This window comes from Bradyrhizobium hereditatis, assembly GCF_020329435.1.
GTDB lineage: Bacteria > Pseudomonadota > Alphaproteobacteria > Rhizobiales > Xanthobacteraceae > Bradyrhizobium > Bradyrhizobium hereditatis.
This window is the reverse complement of the sequence record NZ_JAGKJK010000004.1, coordinates 261184-280422: the sequence shown is the minus strand read 5'-3', so window position 1 is coordinate 280422 and position 19239 is coordinate 261184. Positions and strand designations below refer to the sequence as shown.

The window sequence follows — 19239 nt, the reverse complement described above, 5'->3', positions numbered from 1 at the left end:
TCCACATTGAGCGGCTCATGCCGCCTGCCGCTTCATTTATGGAGCCTAGCTCCACCTTCGGTCATGTCCAAGTTCGGCTTCGGCACACCACGCCGCGACCGGCCAACGTGCTTTGATGGGGGATTAAGAATGCTTGTGGTTGCGGTTAAGCTCCGAGGGTGGTCCGCCAGGATGTCAGCTTCTTCAGGGTAAGGCGGAAGAACATTCGCTCGCCGGCGCCCGCTTTTTTGACCCGAAGCAGAAGTCGCAGACCTCACTGAGAGACCTTTCTAGGTCAATTCGGTAAGGAGCGCAGCGACTTCCTTGAGGTCGCGTGTATCGAAGCCTTCGGTGAAGGATGCGTAGATCGGTGCCAGCAGCGCGCGGGCGTCGATGCGCTTGGCTTGATCGCGCCAAAGGCGCGCCATGCTGGCAGCGGCACGCAATTCCCAATGCTTCGCACCCTGTTTGCGCGCTGTTTGAAGGGCGCCGCGAAGCCAGCGTTCGGCATCGTTTCGATCTGAGCCGATGATTGATGTTTCGCCCATGAGCCGATACAGCTCTGCCTCGTACCATCGCTCGTCGGTCCGCTCCACCAGCTCAAGAGCTTCATTTAACAGGCTCATCCCGTCCGCGATCCGGTTTGCTCGCCGGTGTGCTTCGGCCAGAAGGCCAAGATAGTAAGGCACCTTGATCTCCGCACCCGTCGCCCGCTTCGCCGCCAGTCCCCACTGCATCCTGCTGATGGTCTCCTTGATTGATCCTCCCATCTCGAGCATGGCCCATGCCCGGAAGCAGGCTCCCGTTCCCACGAAGTGCGGAAAGCCATGCTCGGTCGCGATTTCCACTAGTTCGTCGGCTCGTTGTTGGAGAATAGCCCCGTCGCAGCGAAGTTGGTGGAAAACACAGTTGACGTGCAGCGCAAATGCCAATGTGTAGGGATGTGACAGCTCGCGTGCCCAAGCCAGCGCGCTTCGGCTCTGCTCCAGCGCCTGATCCGATTGTCCGAGCAGCAGATGTACCCAGGCAACGAAGCTCTCGCAGGTGACGCGGACGTCGTGCGGCGTCAGCTTCGGAGGTCGATGCCTGGCCTGGTCATAGAAGTCGATGGACCGTCGCAGGTGGGCAAGTGCGCGGCTGAACTCGGCCCGAAACAGAAGGCTGATACCCACATTACGGTGCGCAATCAGCTTGGTCTCGCTGTCATTTCGGCGCTCAGAAAGCTGAAGCAGTTCGTTTGCCAACTCGTGACTGCCACGGATGTCTGCGCTGTTGTGCAGGTACGAGAGAGCGCCGGCCCAGGCTGTCGCCACCTGCGCTCCATCCGGTGCGTCACGGCACAGCTCGCGGGCGCGGGCATAGGCTTCACCGGCCTCGGGCGACGCCCACCCTTTGGCCGCGGTAAGAGCCCCGGCGAGGGCGAGCTGCAGCGAACGTTCATTGGAGCATTCCTCCGGACTCTTCGGCAGGCTGCCAAGCAACTCGAGTGCCTTGCCAAAGTGCGCGGCGGCCTCGGCCATGGTCGAACGCTGGACGGCCATGCGTCCTGCTTTGTCCCAATACTCAACTGCCTTTTCAACCATGCCGGCACAAGTGCAATGCTGCGCCACAAGCTCGGGCTGTGCCGCTGCAATCTCCGGAAACTTGCGTTCAAGCGTCGCTGCAATACGGCCGTGCAGTTGCTGGCGTCGGCTGCGCAGCAAGGTGCTATAGGCGGCGTCTTGCACCAGCGCGTGTTTGAACGTGTATGTCGCGTCGGGCGGCGTGCCGCGCCGGAACACGAGTTCGGCACGGGTCAATTGCTCCAACGCGTTCTCCAGCCTGGCTGACGGCACGTCGGCGACCGCATTAATCAGCTCGTGGGAAAACTGGCGCCCCAGCGTCGCCGCGATCTGAGCCACTTCTCGCGTAGGCGCCAAGCGGTCGAGTCGAGCGAGAAGCGAGGCTTGGAGTGTGCTCGGGATCGCGAGATGCTCTCCCGCTCCGGTGATGCATCCGCTTTCGATTACAGACTTCGTCAGCTCCTCGATGAACAATGGCACGCCATCCGTGCGATCGATAATCTGATCAGCAATCGCCGTGGGCAATGTCTTTCCCCCGGCTACGTGAACGATCATCTCGGCGCGGTGCCGAGGGGGCAGGCGATTGAGACTGAGCAATGTCACGTGCGGACGGCCGACCCAGGGCGGCGTGAACTCCGGTCGAAAGGTCAGAACCATCAGGAGCCGCAGCGTCGCGGCCCGATCGATCAGCAGATCCAGCGACTCCAGCGTGGTGGGATCGCTCCAGTGGATGTCTTCCCATAGCATCAGCAGCGGCTGCTGTGCCGTAAGCCCCTCGACCTGCGCCACCTGCATCTGAAGTGTTTTCTCCTTGCGCTTCTGCGGCGTGAGATTGAGCGGCGGGTATCGGTCCCCGGTCGGTATCGACAGCAAGTCCGCCAATAAAGGGACAGCTTCGCTCAGCTCTTGGTTGGCCAAAGCCAGCACGGCCACAAGCTTGTCCAAACGGGTCTCGGCCGTGTCCTCGCGTCGAAATCCGGCCGCCTGCTCGAGCTGAGTGATGCTGGGATAAAGCGCACTGTGCTGATGATGTGGCGAGCAGAAATAACGCAACCGCGTGTGCGGCTCGTTGCCCAGCTGCTCCAGTAGGGTTTGTGCGATGCGCGACTTGCCGATGCCCGGCTCGCCGGCTATCAGGACGACCGAACCGTCGCCGGCCTTGGCTCGCTCCCAGCGCCGCGTCAACAATGCGATCTCTTCCTCGCGACCGACCAGCGGCGTGCTGGTGGCGCGCAGCGCCTCGAATCGACTGCCGACCAGGCTTGCGCCCACGACCCGCCAGACCTGCACCGGATGGTCCATGCCCGCGATCGCCAATGGGCCGAGATCGCGATAGTCGAACAGGCCGCCCAGCAGGCGGCGCGTATTGTCCGCAATGACAACCGTGTTCGGCTCTGCAAGCCCCTGGAGCCGGGCGGCGAGATTGGGGGTCTCACCAATGACCGCTTGTTCTTGGGCCGCGCCTTCACCGAGCAGATCGCCAACGACGACAAGGCCGGTGGCGATACCGACACGCACCTGCAGCGAGGACGACCCACCAGCATTGAGCCTGGTCACGGCCTCGATCAGAGCAAGGCCGGTGCGAACAGCCTGTTCGGCATCCTCCTCGTGCGCCTTCGGGTAACCGAAATAGGCCAGCACCCCGTCACCGAGATATTTTGCAACAAAGCCACCCGAGTTGGTGATCACCTCGGCGCACCGGCGGTGATAGGCGCCAATGATGTCGCGCAGCTCCTCAGGGTCAAGCCGCCCGGACAAGGCGGTGGAGCCGACGAGGTCGACGAACATGACCGTCAGCTGGCGGCGTTCCGCAGCGTCGCTCGTTTTCGACGGCACGGAAGCAGCAGCGGGTTCGAATGCGGCCTGCGCCGCGGAAGCGGGCCCTCTGATGGCTGCAAGGATTTTCCGCCGGTGCCCGAGCGGAATACCGATGTCCTTGAGGTCCTGGTCAGTCAGATGGGGGAGTACCGAGACATCAATTTCATTCTCAGCAAAGCGCTGCGCGTATTGCTCGAAACCGAGTGCATGAAGCCAGTGCGCAATCGACTGCATCCCGGCCACCTATTCTTTCGGCGTGGCCTTAAGGCAACCAGCACTATATCCCGATCTTTTCTCGATGACACCTCATCTGTCTCGTCATTGGGCTGTCCTTACGACCCAAATACCGCACATGCGACTTCGACCCATCCCGCGAAATGCCGCGAGGTTACGGCCGGAGACACGTTCACGGCGACAATGGCCGGTATTGGCCCGAAAGCGAAGTCCGGTCAGGCTCTTTGATTGCGGCTTAACGGGATAAACCGGAAGCGGCCGAACGATCTTCCAATCGGCGCCTTTTGACCCCAAAGCCGACGTCAGTGAAAGCATCGCGTAGGGAATGCCGGTGCAAGTGGCGTACCCGTTCCGACCGAAGCTCGTATGTTCTTCATTCTGCGTGCGGGGCGATGGATAGGGCAAAGCGGCTGACATTCCCTGTGCCCTCCTGTTTCGCCGTGAGCGCGCGCACGGTCGCCGTACATTGTTGGCAAGAGTCGAAATCGGAGGATGCTCCCTTCTTCGGCGCCGCGGCGCCAGGTTGGCTCAGTCGGCATCGCTGGCGGCAAGCGAATTCTGGTTGCGGACCATTGTGCCGAATCCTAGTCTCGCGCTGAGGTCGCCAACCACACCACCTCTAATAGCCAATCAAAAGCAATAGCGGCAAAGGAGGACATAATGCGACACAGCAATCCAGACCGTCGAACCATTCTGAAAGCCATGACGTCACTGGCGGCGGCATCATCGATGGCAAAAATCACTGTTGGACGTGCGGAGGCCGCCGCCGCTTCTGAACCGGCCCTGAGCCCCGCGCTTGGGGATATCGATCAGGCGCTGCGGCAGGCCGTCAACGCGAGGACCGTGCCGGGCCTCGTCGCCATCGCGGCAAACGACAAGGGCATCGTCTACGAGGGCGCGTTTGGACCCTCCATAACCGCGGACAGCGTGTTCTGGATCGCTTCGATGACGAAGGCGATCACGGGCGCGGCCTGCATGCAACTGGTCGAGCAGGGCAAGTTGGAGCTCGATCAGCCGATGGGCACGCTGCTTCCGCAACTTGAGCAACCCAAGGTGCTTGAAGGATTCGACGCCAGCGGCGCACCGAAGCTTCGCCCCGCCAAGCGATCGATTACGCTGCGGCACCTCCTCACTCACACTGCAGGTTTCACCTACAGTATCTGGAGTGAGCCGATGATGCAGTTTGAGAAGGTCACGGGAACTCCTTTCATCGGCCAATGCAAGAATGCCGCCTTCAACGCACCTCTGGTATTTGATCCCGGCGATCGCTGGGAATACGGCATCAATATTGACTGGGTCGGCAAGGCGGTTGAGGCCGTGAGTGGCCAGTCATTGGAGGTCTATTTCAAGGAGAAGATCTTTGCGCCGCTCGGCATGACGGATACCGGCTTTCTGATCAGTTCCTCGCAAAAGGCCCGTGTTGCGCCGATGTTCAGCCGCCAACGCGACGGCTCGCTCAAGCCGATGGCCTTCGAAATGCCCCAGCGGCCCGAATTCTTCATGGGCGGCGGTGCGCTCTTCAGCACGCCGCGGAACTACATGGCGTTTCTGCAGATGCTGTTGCACGAAGGCACGTTCAACGGCGCGCAGGTACTGAAGCCCGAGACCGTGGCGCTCATGCGGCAGAACCATATCGGGGATCTCAATGTGGTCACGTTGAAGACAGTGCGACCGGAAAGCTCGAACGATGCGAACCTGTTCCCCGGCATGACCCAGAAATGGGGACTGTCGTTCGACATCAACACCGAACCCGGCCCCGCCGGACGCAGCGCCGGTAGCCTCGCCTGGGCCGGGCTGTTCAACACCTACTTCTGGATTGATCCGAACAAGCGTGTGACCGGCACGATCATGACGCAGCTCCTGCCGTTCGCCGATGATCAGGTCCTGAAGCTGTTCGCCAAATTCGAGAGCGGTCTCTATGCCGCTATCGCCTGACGCATGATCCGGAAAACGGACACGTCCTCCGAAAAGGTTATGCGTCGCAAACAATGAGCCAAAGCGCGCTGTCGATTAGAGCGAACGCGCTTTAGCGCATAATTTGGAAAAGCCTGCCCCGCACTTGGTGACGGGGTGGGCTCCGGTTTCCCCTCGCGACACGGCTGAATATGGAGGCAATGCTCCTAGGGCGTTTTTCGGAAGTGGTGATCCCGATGCGTGATGTGTGCAGTTGGGAGAATACCGGAAGTGGTCGGCCGACGACCAAGATGACGCGATTGACACGCAACGGACATTGGGCGGAAAACCTGTCAAGAGCATTGAGTCGTCTCAGACAGCCACCAGCAGCGTGATGGCCTGAGCATAGCCGGAGTGCTAAGCAGACATCGATAAAGCACACAGGAGAACCAGTTCATGGCGTCGATCACGGCAACTGCCAACGAGTTCTTTGCCGCTTGCGAGACTGGAAAGGGTTGGGAAGTCTGCAAGGCTTACTGTGCTCCAAACGCGACCTTCGCTGCTCAGGCCGAACCGCTTGCAGAGATCAAAGCTCTTGCAGAATACGCGGATTGGATGAAGGGGCTCATGACGATTATGCCGGACGGCAGCTACGAGGTGAAATCCTTCGCCACCGACGCCGAGCGAAACAATGTCGCTGCCTATGCTGTCTTTTCGGGTACTCACACCGGTCCTGGCGGTCCGTGTGAGCCGACCGGCAAGAAGACGACGTCGGACTATGTCTACGTAATGCAATTCTCTGGCGACAAGATCAGCCACATGACGAAGATCTGGCATTCTGGGATTGCTCTGAAGGAACTGGGATGGGTCTGAGCAGCATCCCTCGTTGCTGTGAGCGCGCCTCGCCGCAAACATAAGTGTGTAGATCGGACTTGGGCGACAAAACGCGGAGACGCGGGGTAGATTGGTCAGCGCAGCTGCCCGATACCCGACACCGCGTTGAGGTCTCACGCATGGACCAAAGTCTCCAAGCCCTGGACCGGGAGTTCGTTATAGTTGCTGACCGAGGCAGTGCTTGCGTGTATCCTGACGCACATACATAGCCAAGACGTACGTCGAACTCTGCGAGCGCCGCTATGGCAGAACTTCGCGAGTGGCTTGAGGCGCGAGGACTGGGCCGCTATGCGGACGCGCTGTTGGCTCAGGACATCGAACTCGACATCCTTCTCGAACTGACAGATGCAGACCTGACGGCGGCCGGTCTGCCAGTTGGCGCCCGCAAGCGTCTGCTTCAGGCGATTGAGGGACTGCGCAACATCTCCGACGCAGCGATGCAGTCCGTGGAGGCACCGCGGATCGCTCCGACAGCAGCGCCGGCAGCTGAGGCGGAACGGCGGCAACTGACCGTGCTTTTTTGCGACGTCGTCGGCTCGACCTACCTCGCTGAGACGTTAGACGCGGAAGATCTGCGAAATCTGCTGCTGTCATTTCAGAAAGTATGCGCAGAGGTGGTTCAGCGCCACGAAGGGCAAATCGGCCTTTTCATCGGTGATGGCGTGACCGCCTATTTCGGCTATCCAAGGGCCCACGAGGATTCCGCTCAGAGTGCAGTCCAGGCGGGCCTCGACATCATGGCCGGACTAACGGAGTTTAGGGCGGATGGTCTCGAAGCCCGCTGCGGCGTCCACACCGGTCCGGTTGTTGTCGGTGAACTGGGAGTTGGCGAGAAGCGCCTCTGTGACGGCATCGTTGGCGAAGCGCCAAATATTGCCGCGCGTCTGCAAGCCTTGGCAGCGCCGGGCAGCTTGGTCATGAGCGAGGCGACGCAACGCCTCGTGGAGGGCTTCTTCGAGGTTGAGCCGCTTGGCCCCCAAATGCTCAAGGGCGTCGGTGCACCGATTGCGATCTATCGGGTGCTGCGCCCCAGCGCGGCGCCCAACCGCTTTGAGGCGAGAGGTGGACGCTTTCTGACGCCACTCGTTGGCCGCGAGACCGAACTCGGCTTTCTCACCAAACGGTGGGAGAATGCGATGGAAGGCGAAGGCCAAGCCGTTCTGCTGCAGGGAGAAGCCGGCATCGGCAAGTCCCGCTTACTGCAAACGCTGCGCATGCAGATTCGCGAAACGCCGCATGCCGAGATTGTCTTTTATTGTTCTCCACAACATCAGAGCAGCGCGCTTTGGCCGGTGATCCAACAATTGCATCGGGCGCTGGGTTTTGCCGGCGAAAAGGATGACGTCGCGCGCCGCAATCGCCTCCGGCATTTTCTCGGCGATCTCGAGTTGGAAAGTCCCGATGTGGTCGAACCGCTCGCCACGCTGCTGGGTCTTCCCGCAGATCCGGGGTGGGATACGGGCCCAGCCGATCCGGAGGAGCTTCGCCGAGCTGTGTTCCGTGCTCTGTGCCGGATTACCTCCGCAATGCAGCGCCAAAGCCCGGTGCTCGTGGTTCTCGAGGACGCCCACTGGATTGACCCCTCAACCATAGAACTTGTCGGTCAGATGCTCACTGACATGTCGTCCCAACGGGTTTTCGTTTTGCTGACCGCCCGACCGGAATTTCGGGCGCCATGGTCGAATTCACCCCAGATGGTGACCTTGCCACTGGCGCGGCTCAGCCGCCGCGAGACCGAAGCGATGATCCGTGGCGTCGCACCTGATGATCTGCCGGCAGCCATGATGGCGCAATTGGTCGTAAAGACCGACGGTGTACCACTCTTTATCGAGGAGCTGACCAAGTCGGTCGCCGAGAGTAGAAGTAATTTCGGCTTTGGCGAAGCGATCGAAATACCTGCGACCTTGCAGGCCGCGCTTCACACCCGGTTGGATCGTCTGGCGCCGATCCGGCAAATCATTCAGGTCGCCGCGCTTTTGGGCCGGGTTTTCGATGCCGACCTTCTGATCGCGGTGAGCCACCGGGACGCCGCCGCGGTCAAAAGGGCACTGCACGACTTGATCGAGGCCGAGCTTATTTACCCGCAAAGAAATGCCCAATGCGAAAGCTATCAGTTCAAACACGCACTGATCCAAGACGCGGCCATCGACACCCTGCTTCGCAACCAGCGGGCCCAATTGCACCGCCAGATCGCCGTTGCCCTGGTCGAGCTTCGTGCCGATGCGATCGAGCATAGTCCGGAACTCCTGGCGCACCATCTTCAGGAAGCCGGCGATTGGGATGGCGCGCTCGAATACTGGCAAAAGGCGGGAGCGGCCGCCATGGCCAGGGCTGCCGCCCGGGAAGCCGTGTCGCACTATGCCAACGCGATTGACTGCAGCAAGAAGCTAGACGAGGTGTCCGGCGGCGCCGAGCGCATGGCACATCTCCACCTGGCGATGGCCAATGCCTTGATGCAAACGGAAGGCTTTGGTGCTGAGCGCCTTGGTCAGGCGCTCGAAGATGCACGTCGTGCCGCTGCGGATACCAAATTGGTCGAATTGCAGTGTGAGGTGGTGCTTTCGTCCGGTGTGTATTTTTATGCCACCGGGCGCAATCGCGAATATCTGACGATCGCGGATCAGCAACTGGAAAAACACGTCGATCTGCTACCTCCGGCCTATGTGAGCGGCCTTTGGTTGAACAAGGGCACCGCTCATTTCAACCGGGGCGAATGGCGCTTTGCGCTCGAAGCTTTGCGTAAGGCCCGAGGTCTGATTGATCGTACTGACGCCAGCCGTCGCATCCTGCTGGGCGGCGGGGATCAACTCATCGCGATCCACGACATACTTCAACGGTCACTATTTGTTATGGGGTTCATTGATGAGGCCGTCGAAACGACGGAGCACCTTGTTCAAGCTATTGACCGGATGGAGAAGCCTTTCGATATCGGCTGGGCCCTTAACGTGAAGTGCTACTTGTCCGCGTTGTTCGGCCGGGACGACCTGCTATTGCAGGACGCTGGGAAGATCATCGAGATAAGCGAACGCCATGGATACGCGGCCCGGCGAGGTCTTGGTCTTTCATGGCGCGGCCTGGCGCGCTCGCGATTGGGTGAATTGGACGCCGGCATCGCCGATGCGCGAGAGGGGATGGTGGTTTTGCGCGGTAAGGGGGTCGTATTCCGTGTCCAAGAGAAGGTATGCTGGCTCTGTGATCTTCTGGTGCAGGCGGGCCGCCACGAGGAGGCATCGCACGTGCTGGCTGAGGCCGATGCCATCGCTATCAATACCGACGATGCTTGCTTTCTGGCTGAATGCACCCGGATACGCGGCCAAATCGCCGCTTGCAGAAACGATCCGACCGGAGCTGTTCGCCTGTTTGAAAAAGCGATTGCCATTTCCCAGCGCCAGGAAGCTCGACTGTTCGAACTCTGCGCCACAACACAACTAGCAACAGTTCTCGCAAGACAAGGCCATCCCGAGGAGGGTCAGACGCGCCTGCGCGCGATCATCGACGCATTCGACACCAAGCACGAAATCGTCGATCTTGCCGCTGCTCGAAAAGTGCTGGACACGTTGCACAGATAGGCTCGACCCGCCGCGCGGATGCACGGAATGAGGAAAGCCAACTAAGAACTTAACGATCGCCTAGCGCAGAGCAAATGCGAAGTGCCTGCTGATCTGAACAAGCCGAAAGTGGACAGTCAAGTCAAATTGATTTTGACGAGGGAGAACTGCGCCGGGCGCACTTCTCCATGCGCCGTCGATGTTACGAGCCTGCAAATGACAATCGAGTCCGGAGCATTCCAGAGAGGAGAGTTCTTTCTACGGAGGTCCGCGATGCGCCATGCACTCAAACTGGGCGTGCTTTTGCTGTCCCTTGCATCAGGTGACGTTGCCGCCGAGCCAATAGTCTTCGGCCAAACATTGCCATATAGCGGTCCGACCTCTGGCTGGAGCGCTATAGGAAAAGTACAAGCAGCCTACTTCAAAATGATCAACGCGACCGGGGGCGTGAGGGGGCGTCAGCTTCAGCAGCTATCCCTTGACGATGCGTATACCCCATCAAAAACGGTAGAGCAGACCCGAAGGCTCGTCGAGTCGGACAAGGTGTTGTTCATGTTCGGATCGTTAGGGGACACCAACCAAGCAGCCGTTCAGACGTACCTCAATTCCAAGAGAGTTCCCCAAATCTTTATCTTCGCGGGAGGCACCCGGTGGAATGATCCGGAACACTTTCCGTGGACTATGCAATGGCCGCCGACTTTTAAGACTGAGGCTATATTGTACGCAAAGTACATCCAGCAGAGCGATCCGAACGCGACAATCGCCGTCCTCTATCAGAACAGCGACTTTGGAAAGGACTATGTGAAAGGACTGGAGGCGGGGCTTGGCGCGGAAGCGGGGCGCATGATCGTGGCCCGAGCATCTTACGAGCCGACGAGCCCCACTATCGATTCACAAATGGCCATCCTTGCGTCATCGAGGGCGACCGTTTTTTTCAACGCGACCACACCCAAATTTGCAGCCCAAGCGATCCGAAAGGCGGCCGAACTCAATTGGAGGCCAACGCAGATCTTGGCCCTTCCGTCAGCATCTATCCAAACCGTGCTGGAGCCTGCCGGTGTGGACCATTCGGTCGGCATTGTCTCCAGCACGTACATGAAGGACGTTCAGGATCCGCAATGGGCGAGCGATGCTGGCCTGAAGAAGTACCTCGGTTTTATGAGTAGATACATGCCGGGGGCCAACGCAGCCGACGTTTTCAATGTGTCTGGCTATCTTGCAGCTCAAGCGCTAGTTCATGTTCTGCAAGAGTGCGGCGATGACCTCAGCCGCGAAAATGTGATGAAGCAGGCGACATCCATCTCCAACCTCGAATTGGATATGTTGCTTCCGGGGATAAGACTTAACAATAACGCGAACAACTATTCCCCGATAAGTCAGCTGAGAGTGATGCGGTTCAATGGTACGAGCTGGGAGTTGTTCGGCAACGTGCTCGCGGAATAATGAAGAACATCGCGATTCGAGTCGCAAACCAACGCGCGGGGCGCTCAATCGTTAAACAACGTAGCGAGGACGGAGTATTCGAACGGGCTCCCTACCCTACCGACTTTCTCTTGGTGGCAACGACATGCGGAGTCTCCCTCCGGCGGGGGCCGCCTTGTTGGATTAGTCCAATTGGAGCGTAACAGTGCTTATGGACAGCCATAAGGGCAGTACTCAGCTTGAACGGCTTGAGGTGGTCGAGACTGGTCGCCGGCGGCGCTGGTCGGATGACGAGAAGCTGCGGATCGTCACCGAGAGCTTGCAAGCGCCGCGCGCTATATCGTCGACAGCAAGACGCCACGGCATATCACGTTCGTTGCTGATGACATGGCGGCGCTCGTTCGGCCCCGATCCAGCACGTCCGCGAGAAGTTTACTTGCCGTGATTGTGAGAAGATCAGCCAGGCCCCGGCGCCGTTCCATGTGCTTGCCCGCGGCTGGGCGGGGCCAAGCCTGCTGGCGATGGTGCTGTTCGAGAAGTTTGGTCAACATCAGCCACTGAACCGGCAAGCCGAACGCTATGCCAAAGAAGGCGTGCCGATCAGCCTGTCGACGCTGGCCGATCAGGTCGGCGGCGGTACGGTGGCGCTGACGCCGCTGTTCCAGCGCCTCGAGGCCCATGTGCTGCGCGCCGAGCGACTGCACGGCGACGACACCACGGTCCCGGTTTTAGCCAAGGGCAAGACCAGCACTGGCCGGATCTGGGTCTACGTCCGCGACGACAAGCCGTTCGGCGGGCCCGAGCCGCCAGGGGCAGTGTTTTATTACTCACGCGATCGCGCCGGCGAACATCCTCAAGCGCATCTGGCCAGCTACAGCGGAATCTTCCAGGCCGATGCCTATGGCGGCTATGGGAGGCTTTACGAACCGGGCCGCAACGCAGGTCCGATCCTGGAAGCCGCTTGCTGGGTCCATGCCCGACGGCCGTTCTTCGTGATGGCTGATCTGACAGAGAATGCGCGCCGCAAGGTACAGGGCAAAAAGCCCGCGGTGATCTCGCCCTTGGCACTGGAAGCAGTCCGCCGGATCGACGCCTTGTTCGAGATTGAGCGAGGTATCAACGGCCAGAATCCCGAACGGCGCCGCGCCGTCCGCCAGGACCTCAGTGCGCCGCTGGTTGCGGATTTGGAAGTTTGGATGCGTGAGCAACGCGCCAAGCTCTCACGTCGCAACGACGTCGCCAAGGCGATGGATTACATGCTCAAGCGCTGGAGCGCGTTCACCCGCTTCCTCGACGACGGCCGCATCTGCTTGTCGAACAACGCTGCCGAACGAGCCGTGCGCGGCATTGCCCTGGGCCGGAAGTCGTGGCTGTTCTGTGGCTCCGATCGCGGTGGCGACCGTGCTGCGGTGATGTACAGCCTGATCGTCACGGCCAAAATGAACGACGTGGATCCGCAAGCCTGGCTCGCCGATGTCCTGGCGCGGATCGCTGCGCATCCAGTCCATCGGCTCGATGAACTGCTTCCCTGGAACTGGCGCGCCCCAAACAAGCGAGTCGATCAGGCAGCCTGAATCGACCGCCACGCGGTCGTCACCGGATGCTTACCATGCGGATTGCGCGCGAGTGTTGCTCTGTTCATGGACCAAAGTAGACGAACGCGGAACGGGCGTCCGCGCGGCCCGGCCTTGGCGGCTCCCCGACGGCTCCCCGTCCGCGGGCATGGTCAGTTGATGCAAGCTGATTGAAGGCGCTTGTTGCTTCGACCCTAACCTTCACAGGGTTGGGGTCCGGCGCGCCGGATGCGATCAACCAGACGAAAAAACGTTTGCGATCGGGCTTAAAAGATAAACCAGCGTTTACGTTTGACGGCGCTTCATGAGCGCTTCAAGACGGGAGCATCTTCCGGTCCGTTCTCTATTAGATTGGTGTGACTTCGCCCCCATGTCGGCGACGGTCCGTTCGCACTCAAACGTCGCACCATATCAACGGCGCGTCGGGCATATCGGGAGAGGTTCGATGTAGTGGCGCTTGTTCGACACTACAACTACCTCGCTTTGCAGATGGTGTTAAGCTCAGCCTGAAGGGCCATTCTAGCTCGACCTTCGAGCCCGAAGGAGGCGCTGACCAATTTTCCAATTTCTCCAGCTGCGCGGAGACTAACATCTTGGATGTTGCAATCCGAGCCTCTAACCGTCGCAATTGCGGTGATACGATCTGAAATCCCAGCACGCACAAGAGCAGCCTCGCTCGTCCTACATTGAAGCGTAGCAACTATTTCGACCTTCGACATTGGGCCGTCGGAGCTGTAACAGACACTCTCCAGCTTATGATCGGCTTTGTCGAAGCCGGCTACTCCGAGTGCCGTGCATCCAAGCGAAGATATCGCAGGCCCCAACTGCGCCGATAATTGCTTGCTGATGAACGCGTCGCAGACCGGGGGAGCACATGAAATCTGGAATGCAGTGTACCCACAGCGACCGCCCGATTGGCCGAAAATCTGCCGCTTAACAAATCCAGACTTACATTTGTCTGAAGCCCAGGTTTCGAGCGAGCCGCCACAAGCAATTCTCTCGGTGCCGGCGGGACATCCATTTCCAGGATCGCCAATGCAGACTTGGTAAGATGCAGGACCAGTCGATCTAAATTCCGTCGCCTCCACATATGCCGAAATGAGCGCGAAGGAATCTGCCTGGATGGGCCGCGCAGTTACCTGGAAGCAGATGCGGTCTGGCGTGTGCTCTATCACACTCGCAAAGCTTGCCCCCTGGCCCGAATATTTGTCGGTTTTGGAAGTAATAACGATCCGTGGCGGCTCGACGTCGAACTTCCAACCTGGCTCAGGTGTGAAACAGTTCGTTCTCGTACGATTACCACCAGCGCTCTCTAGTACCAAGTCGGCACTTCTAAGGGTCTTTCTTTCCAAGCTTGCCACAGCCTCGGCAGCATCCGAGGGCGTGGACTTCCCGGGGATCACAATAGTTGCTTCGCCTACCGCCGAGGTAACTAGCAGTGCAGATTCTCCCCTATCTCTGCGAGGTACAGGGAAAGAAGTTGGTTGACCTGATACGAGATCGAAAGCTCTTTGAAACGAGCTATCTCCTATGCTGCGTACAGAAGCCGTAGTTCTGCTTTGCGTTTCCGAATTCCAAACGATTGAGACTGACGCTTCGATGCTGCCTATATCCGACAACCAGGCATGCAGTCCATTGCCCTGTCGGCGCATACACGCATTCCAGTCCCGAAATGTCGCCTGATCGATCGAAGTCAGCAAATTCGTTCTGGCGCTGGCCAAGCCAAAGACAAACGTAAGTTTTCGAGACATTTGACTGCGAGCGTCGGAAAACTCTTCAAAGGTCTTCGCCGTCGCTAGGGGACCCGACAGAACGGCCGATGGTTGTGCGCGCAATCGATCGAACTGCTCCCGTGTAATCAGTTGCAAAGCGCTTCCACTTGCATCCATAGTTGGATTGCGCAGAGCGCTTTCAACGAGGATTTCGTCGCATTCAGCCGAATGACCGAGGCACGGAAAGCCGAGCCAGCCCCAACAAAGAAAGATGGATGCAAAGACTTTACTCTTTGTCATCTTTTTTGCTCCCCGATGCCGTCGAGCAGGCTGCGATTTCGAGAGACATGCTTACCATTCCGTTCCGATTGGCGGCGATCAATTGTGTTCTACCGGCCACTTGTCTCATATCTGGAGGCATCTTCGTTACAAGTTCAACGACCTCGGGTGCACCAGCTTCTTCAGCGGCTCCAATGAGCTTTGCGTCAGCTTTCTGGCCTCCCAGATAGAATTCAGTTATCAATTGCTTGGTATCCACGGAAACAAGATTTTGCCCGCTCAAAACAATCAACGCTGGATCAGCGCACCCTTGAATGCTCGATGGGCTTAGTTCGAACACCACCGGAGCGCGGCGCTGTCGTGCCCGCACAATAGGAGTAGTGACATTATAAGGAGACTGACATTCGCCATTTTGGGCTCGCTGTCCCATAACTCGTATGGGGCGCCAATCATTTCCATTGCGAGTGTTAACTCGGAGGGCGACCTCTTCGTATCCGAGGGGGTTTTTAGCAGAGTTTTTCTGATCCAAAAGGTCCATCAGTTCAAATGTAGCGGCGATTCCCTCCATATCCGGCAACACTGTAATCTGCTTTGCACGCAGGCCTCCAAAGTACACTTCGGTGTTGCGCCAAATGTTGGCGCCATAAATCAAAAACGTCACAGTCTTAGCGCAAGCCGATATGACAGATGGTTCAACGAAGCGAATACTGGTCAGCTCCTGCGTAGCGCCAAACGCTCTCCCTGTAAGGAATTTAGTCAAGCCGTCTAGATCAGCACGATTCAGAGGCAATGGTATTGAAATCAATCCTCTTTGCTTATGTCCAGCGTCGGCCGATGTGCCAATTCCCTGCGCAAACGAAATAGGAGGCAGCACATCGGCGGTGCCGTACCAATTCTTTACCCACGCGGTCTCTAATTGAAAATCTAGGCGGGGCCACCAGCTTGGGACCGAAACATCGGCGGAAACATCGTAAGCTGCCACTCCATGCTCGAACGTAAGGCCGGACGCTCCAATTGTTCGTATACGTGGCCCAAATACCCACCCGAACTGTGGCTCCTGACTAGGTTGCTGGCCATCGATGCGCCTGTCGGAGAAGCCGACCACAAGTGGAATGCGTTCCAAAGCTGCCGCTGTTTGTGCCGCACTGCGAGCCATGTCCGCAGCTGATTTCATTTCAGCTTGCTTTCGGCTTGCTTGAAGGGCGAGCGCAATATCCAACGACGCGGAAGCTCGGGCCGTGGTCGTCAGACGCTGGCCTAACTCAGAGGGAGCTGTGCCTAAGCCGTAAGCCTGACCCTTGGCTTTCGCCCCATTGATTAAAGCGGCAGTGAATGACTTCGGTGCTAAACTGGACGCCTGCCGAGCGGCCTCTGCATTGAGGTTCAGATTAGCCGGTAGCTTTTGCTGAATCTCCTGTGCGCAAGAAAGCCTCGGAACCAGGGACAAGATGTAAGTGGCCGGTGCTTCTAGCCCTCGAACATGATCGCGCATTCGTGCCGCCTGCTGCCCCAGCTGAATATACTTACTCCTCAAGTCCAGAAAGTCGCCTGATCTAACGTTGTCGGCACGCGCCATATCAGAAGACGAATTGCCGGCGGCTATACCATTGAACGCAGCGCCTAGCGTCGACATTGCTTCTAATGCCGTCTTGGCAACCATGATTATCTGTCGAAACTTATCCTGCTTGAGAGGGTCGCGGCAAATTGACTGCTCGAAATAGTCCCGATCGCTGGTGAATTGTTCGAAAAATGTGAGAAGTTGGACATCGCTCCGGTCGCGAAAGAGATCTCGAATTAAAGATCGGTCGCTGGGTCCCACTGCCAATGCCAAATAACTGCAAACTTGAGGAAGCGAAGCATTGAGCTGGTCTTGGTACCTAAGGCAGATGTCCTCCCTTGGGTCCGTCGCCCGCAAATCAATCGTAATTTTCAGAATGTCCGTAAAAGCCGGCGCTATGCCCGTGCTCTGGTATCTTCCGTCCACAACCAGATTGCCTTGCGCATCATAGATATTTAGCCGGGAAGATATATGCCCAAGCCATGTTAAGTAGAGCGTCTCTAAGTCCGCTGCAGAAATGGTCGGCGCAACCAGCGTTAATCGAGTCACACCGTATTTGTTCTTTTGCTTGCCAGGGAATACGGATGCCTTGAACTGTAGTCTGAATAACGCGTTACCAGCGAAATCATGCAGATCGTCAAGGTTGACAGATGCAAGAGCAGCTCGAAGTTCATTCCTATAGGCTTGCCTATCTCTGAATTCTTCATTTGGGGAGTATTGCAATTTGTCCCGTGAAGCCGCTGATCGATCTTGATCGGCCGTGACGGGGCTCGGCATCGGCTTTGGTTCGCCGCTTGGGGCGGTCGGAGTGTTCAGAGCTGCGCTCACCTGGACGCTTGCGGTTGAAAGCGTACTAAGATCTCTTGCCAGCTGAGGTGAGAATTGAATCTTACTCGAATCGATCAGCAAATCAGTCAAGAAGTCGTATTCGCGGCGACGGTCGTTAATGAGCGTCTCTCGCGCGTAAAGGAGAGGATCACTGAGCGTTATGGTCGCGTCGCTTTCCGGAGAGGTTTCATCGATCGCCTCAACAGTCGGAACTTGGCTCCATAGCCGAGCGAAAAATATGGGCCCTAGGACACCAATACCGACAAGAACACAGGCAATGATAATTCGCTTAGTCATGCCTACCCTCCGGCCCTTCTTTAGCCGCGCGTTCGGCAATCTCGTTGTCCGGCTGGCGGATCAGGGTTGCCTACTGTGCCGCTCTCCCTCAAGCTGCATCGTCTCGCAAGTGCCCGTAAGTTGCAAGAAACAATAGTGACCTTTAAGCCGGTCTTACTTTGACCGGATGCTCTAATACCAAGCGCCGACAAGCAGGATCGAACGACGCCTGATCGCGTAAGCCGCGATCGCGACGCTGCGGGGTGGGGGTCCGCGGTGCTGCGTTAACCCTGAGCTAGCCAAGAATGCGCCCTCACGTCGTCCTGGGGGACCCCCTACACCCCAGTGGCTCTCCTATTTCCGCGACAAGAACTTCAAGTGAGCTTGCCCTTAAGAGCCCTTCAGAGGTGATGTCGCGGTACTCGATTTCGGCGACGAAGATGGGCTCGCCCTTGGTTGCCTAATCGGCTTTGGGAGCTTGGATTGGGCTAACCAGGGCGTCGAGCTGTGGCCGGATTTGACTGGAGGCAGTTCCTGCTGCGACGATAGCAGTCGGCTTCTGAACGGAGAGGATCTGCTGACAGAGCAGGTGTCAGATGAGGACGTACGATCCGCCGCGACTACCTAGCTATCTGCGCATTTTTTGCACAACCGAACATTGCAAGGCGCAAATTAGTCTGCCATTATCGTTCGCGGGGGAAGGGAGTATGAGTAATTTCATTTGGAATTTTTTATACGTAGCAAGATTGCTAATATCGGTAACAGCAACGACTCCGATCGATTATTGCCGCCTCACTCCTGCCTTTGCCTGGAGCCGCGTTTCTCATCTCCTTCCATTGGTTTTGATTCCATTGGGGCTTATCGGTTGCGCTCAGGGGGCAGCTGAATTTCAGCTCTATGTCAAGGCGTTCGACGGGCAGTATGAGCAGGCTCAAAGGGTCTTTGATGCCATGGCTCATGCCGAACGCGTTGTTGTGAAGCGTAATCTTGTTTCCAACGAATTCCGGCCGGCTCAGGCCGCGTACTATCTGGACAACGTTGATCCGCCAGTCACATCCTCGATCCGCAATTCGCTCAAATCGCTCAAGAATTACAATGATGCTATGGCGGCCCTGCAGAATGGTGAGGCAGCGAACGCTCTGGTGAATCGCGCAGGGACAATAGCAACCAACGTCGTCGCCGCGATCGCCTCCACGCAAGTGGCGCTCGGTGGTCCGGCCGCGCAGATTGGAGCAACGAAACTCATTGGGGATTCCGACGGTATTCTGAAGACGGTCTTGCCAATACTGCAGCCGCTCGTGACTGCCGCGAGCCGAGAAGCTTTCCGCCAGCAGCTTGTTCTTGCCTACCCTTCGATGAAGGAGCTGGTGATAACGCTAAGGGACAACACGCCGGTCATCTTTGCGCTTTTCAAGCGATCACATCAGAGCATCGAGGAAAGACGACCTTCCAAGGACGCCTTCCTTGCAATGGAGAAGGATCGCGAAATGCTTGCCGGTTGGGTCCTCCTTCTCGACCAAACCCTCATCACCATGGAGGCAGCGGCGGCGGCAGCGATGAGCGATGCGCCATCGAATGAATTGGCCGTTCTGGCGGAAGCGTCGGTCGAGCTTAAAGTGCTGGCTGAAAAGGTCAAAAGCTTGAGATTAAAATAGACATTTG

At 58.1% G+C, this 19239-nt stretch carries 9 protein-coding genes and 1 pseudogene; 7 read left to right on the top strand and 3 right to left on the bottom strand.

What is annotated here, in order from left to right; translation table 11 throughout:
- Nucleotides 1-269: 269 nt before the first annotated feature.
- Complete coding sequence (locus tag J6524_RS11565) at nucleotides 270-3593, bottom strand: adenylate/guanylate cyclase domain-containing protein (protein WP_225670558.1); 3324 nt, start codon at nucleotides 3591-3593, stop codon at nucleotides 270-272.
- A 660-nt stretch (nucleotides 3594-4253) separates the two neighbouring features.
- Between J6524_RS11565 and J6524_RS11560 the strand changes: the two genes are divergently transcribed.
- From J6524_RS11560 to tnpC, 6 genes and pseudogenes are all read left to right on the top strand, one after another.
- Entirely contained in the window at nucleotides 4254-5528 is a 1275-nt protein-coding gene (locus tag J6524_RS11560; RefSeq protein ID WP_225670556.1) for a serine hydrolase domain-containing protein, read from the top strand.
- Between the two features lie 414 nt (nucleotides 5529-5942).
- Nucleotides 5943-6359: an ester cyclase gene (locus J6524_RS11555; RefSeq protein ID WP_225670554.1), complete on the top strand. Its 417-nt coding sequence runs from the start codon at nucleotides 5943-5945 to the stop codon at nucleotides 6357-6359.
- Nucleotides 6360-6622: 263 nt separating this feature from the next.
- Nucleotides 6623-9949, top strand: a complete 3327-nt coding sequence (locus tag J6524_RS11550; RefSeq protein WP_225670552.1) for an ATP-binding protein — start codon at nucleotides 6623-6625, stop codon at nucleotides 9947-9949.
- A gap of 252 nt (nucleotides 9950-10201) precedes the next feature.
- Nucleotides 10202-11371 (top strand): ABC transporter substrate-binding protein, encoded by a 1170-nt coding sequence (locus tag J6524_RS11545; protein ID WP_225670550.1) that lies wholly within the window; start codon nucleotides 10202-10204, stop codon nucleotides 11369-11371.
- A gap of 190 nt (nucleotides 11372-11561) precedes the next feature.
- Nucleotides 11562-11795, top strand: a complete 234-nt coding sequence (locus tag J6524_RS11540; protein ID WP_312002380.1) for a transposase — start codon at nucleotides 11562-11564, stop codon at nucleotides 11793-11795.
- Nucleotides 11761-12924: pseudogene (tnpC, locus tag J6524_RS11535) on the top strand (IS66 family transposase); the annotation flags it as partial. The gene J6524_RS11540 and the pseudogene tnpC, both read left to right, overlap by 35 nt.
- A gap of 473 nt (nucleotides 12925-13397) precedes the next feature.
- Here tnpC and J6524_RS38265 read toward each other — a convergent pair.
- Nucleotides 13398-14576, bottom strand: a complete 1179-nt coding sequence (locus J6524_RS38265; protein WP_512699564.1) for a hypothetical protein — start codon at nucleotides 14574-14576, stop codon at nucleotides 13398-13400.
- Between the two features lie 346 nt (nucleotides 14577-14922).
- Nucleotides 14923-17598 carry a hypothetical protein gene (locus J6524_RS11530; protein ID WP_225670548.1) on the bottom strand — a complete coding sequence of 892 codons (2676 nt, stop codon included), beginning with the start codon at nucleotides 17596-17598 and terminating at the stop codon, nucleotides 14923-14925.
- A gap of 686 nt (nucleotides 17599-18284) precedes the next feature.
- Here J6524_RS11530 and J6524_RS11525 point away from each other — a divergent pair.
- Entirely contained in the window at nucleotides 18285-19232 is a 948-nt protein-coding gene (locus J6524_RS11525; RefSeq protein ID WP_225670547.1) for a hypothetical protein, read from the top strand.
- The last annotated feature ends 7 nt before the right edge of the window (nucleotides 19233-19239 follow it).

Excerpts from the sequence above, each read along its gene's own strand:
- J6524_RS11565 (WP_225670558.1), bottom strand. The coding sequence starts at position 3,593 with ATGCAGTCGATTGCGCACTGGCTTCATGCACTCGGTTTCGAGCAATAC.
- J6524_RS11560 (WP_225670556.1), top strand. The coding sequence starts at position 4,254 with ATGCGACACAGCAATCCAGACCGTCGAACCATTCTGAAAGCCATGACG.
- J6524_RS11555 (WP_225670554.1), top strand. The coding sequence starts at position 5,943 with ATGGCGTCGATCACGGCAACTGCCAACGAGTTCTTTGCCGCTTGCGAG.
- J6524_RS11550 (WP_225670552.1), top strand. The coding sequence starts at position 6,623 with ATGGCAGAACTTCGCGAGTGGCTTGAGGCGCGAGGACTGGGCCGCTAT.
- J6524_RS11545 (WP_225670550.1), top strand. The coding sequence starts at position 10,202 with ATGCGCCATGCACTCAAACTGGGCGTGCTTTTGCTGTCCCTTGCATCA.
- J6524_RS11540 (WP_312002380.1), top strand. The coding sequence starts at position 11,562 with ATGGACAGCCATAAGGGCAGTACTCAGCTTGAACGGCTTGAGGTGGTC.
- J6524_RS38265 (WP_512699564.1), bottom strand. The coding sequence starts at position 14,576 with ATGCGCCGACAGGGCAATGGACTGCATGCCTGGTTGTCGGATATAGGC.
- J6524_RS11530 (WP_225670548.1), bottom strand. The coding sequence starts at position 17,598 with ATGACTAAGCGAATTATCATTGCCTGTGTTCTTGTCGGTATTGGTGTC.
- J6524_RS11525 (WP_225670547.1), top strand. The coding sequence starts at position 18,285 with ATGAGTAATTTCATTTGGAATTTTTTATACGTAGCAAGATTGCTAATA.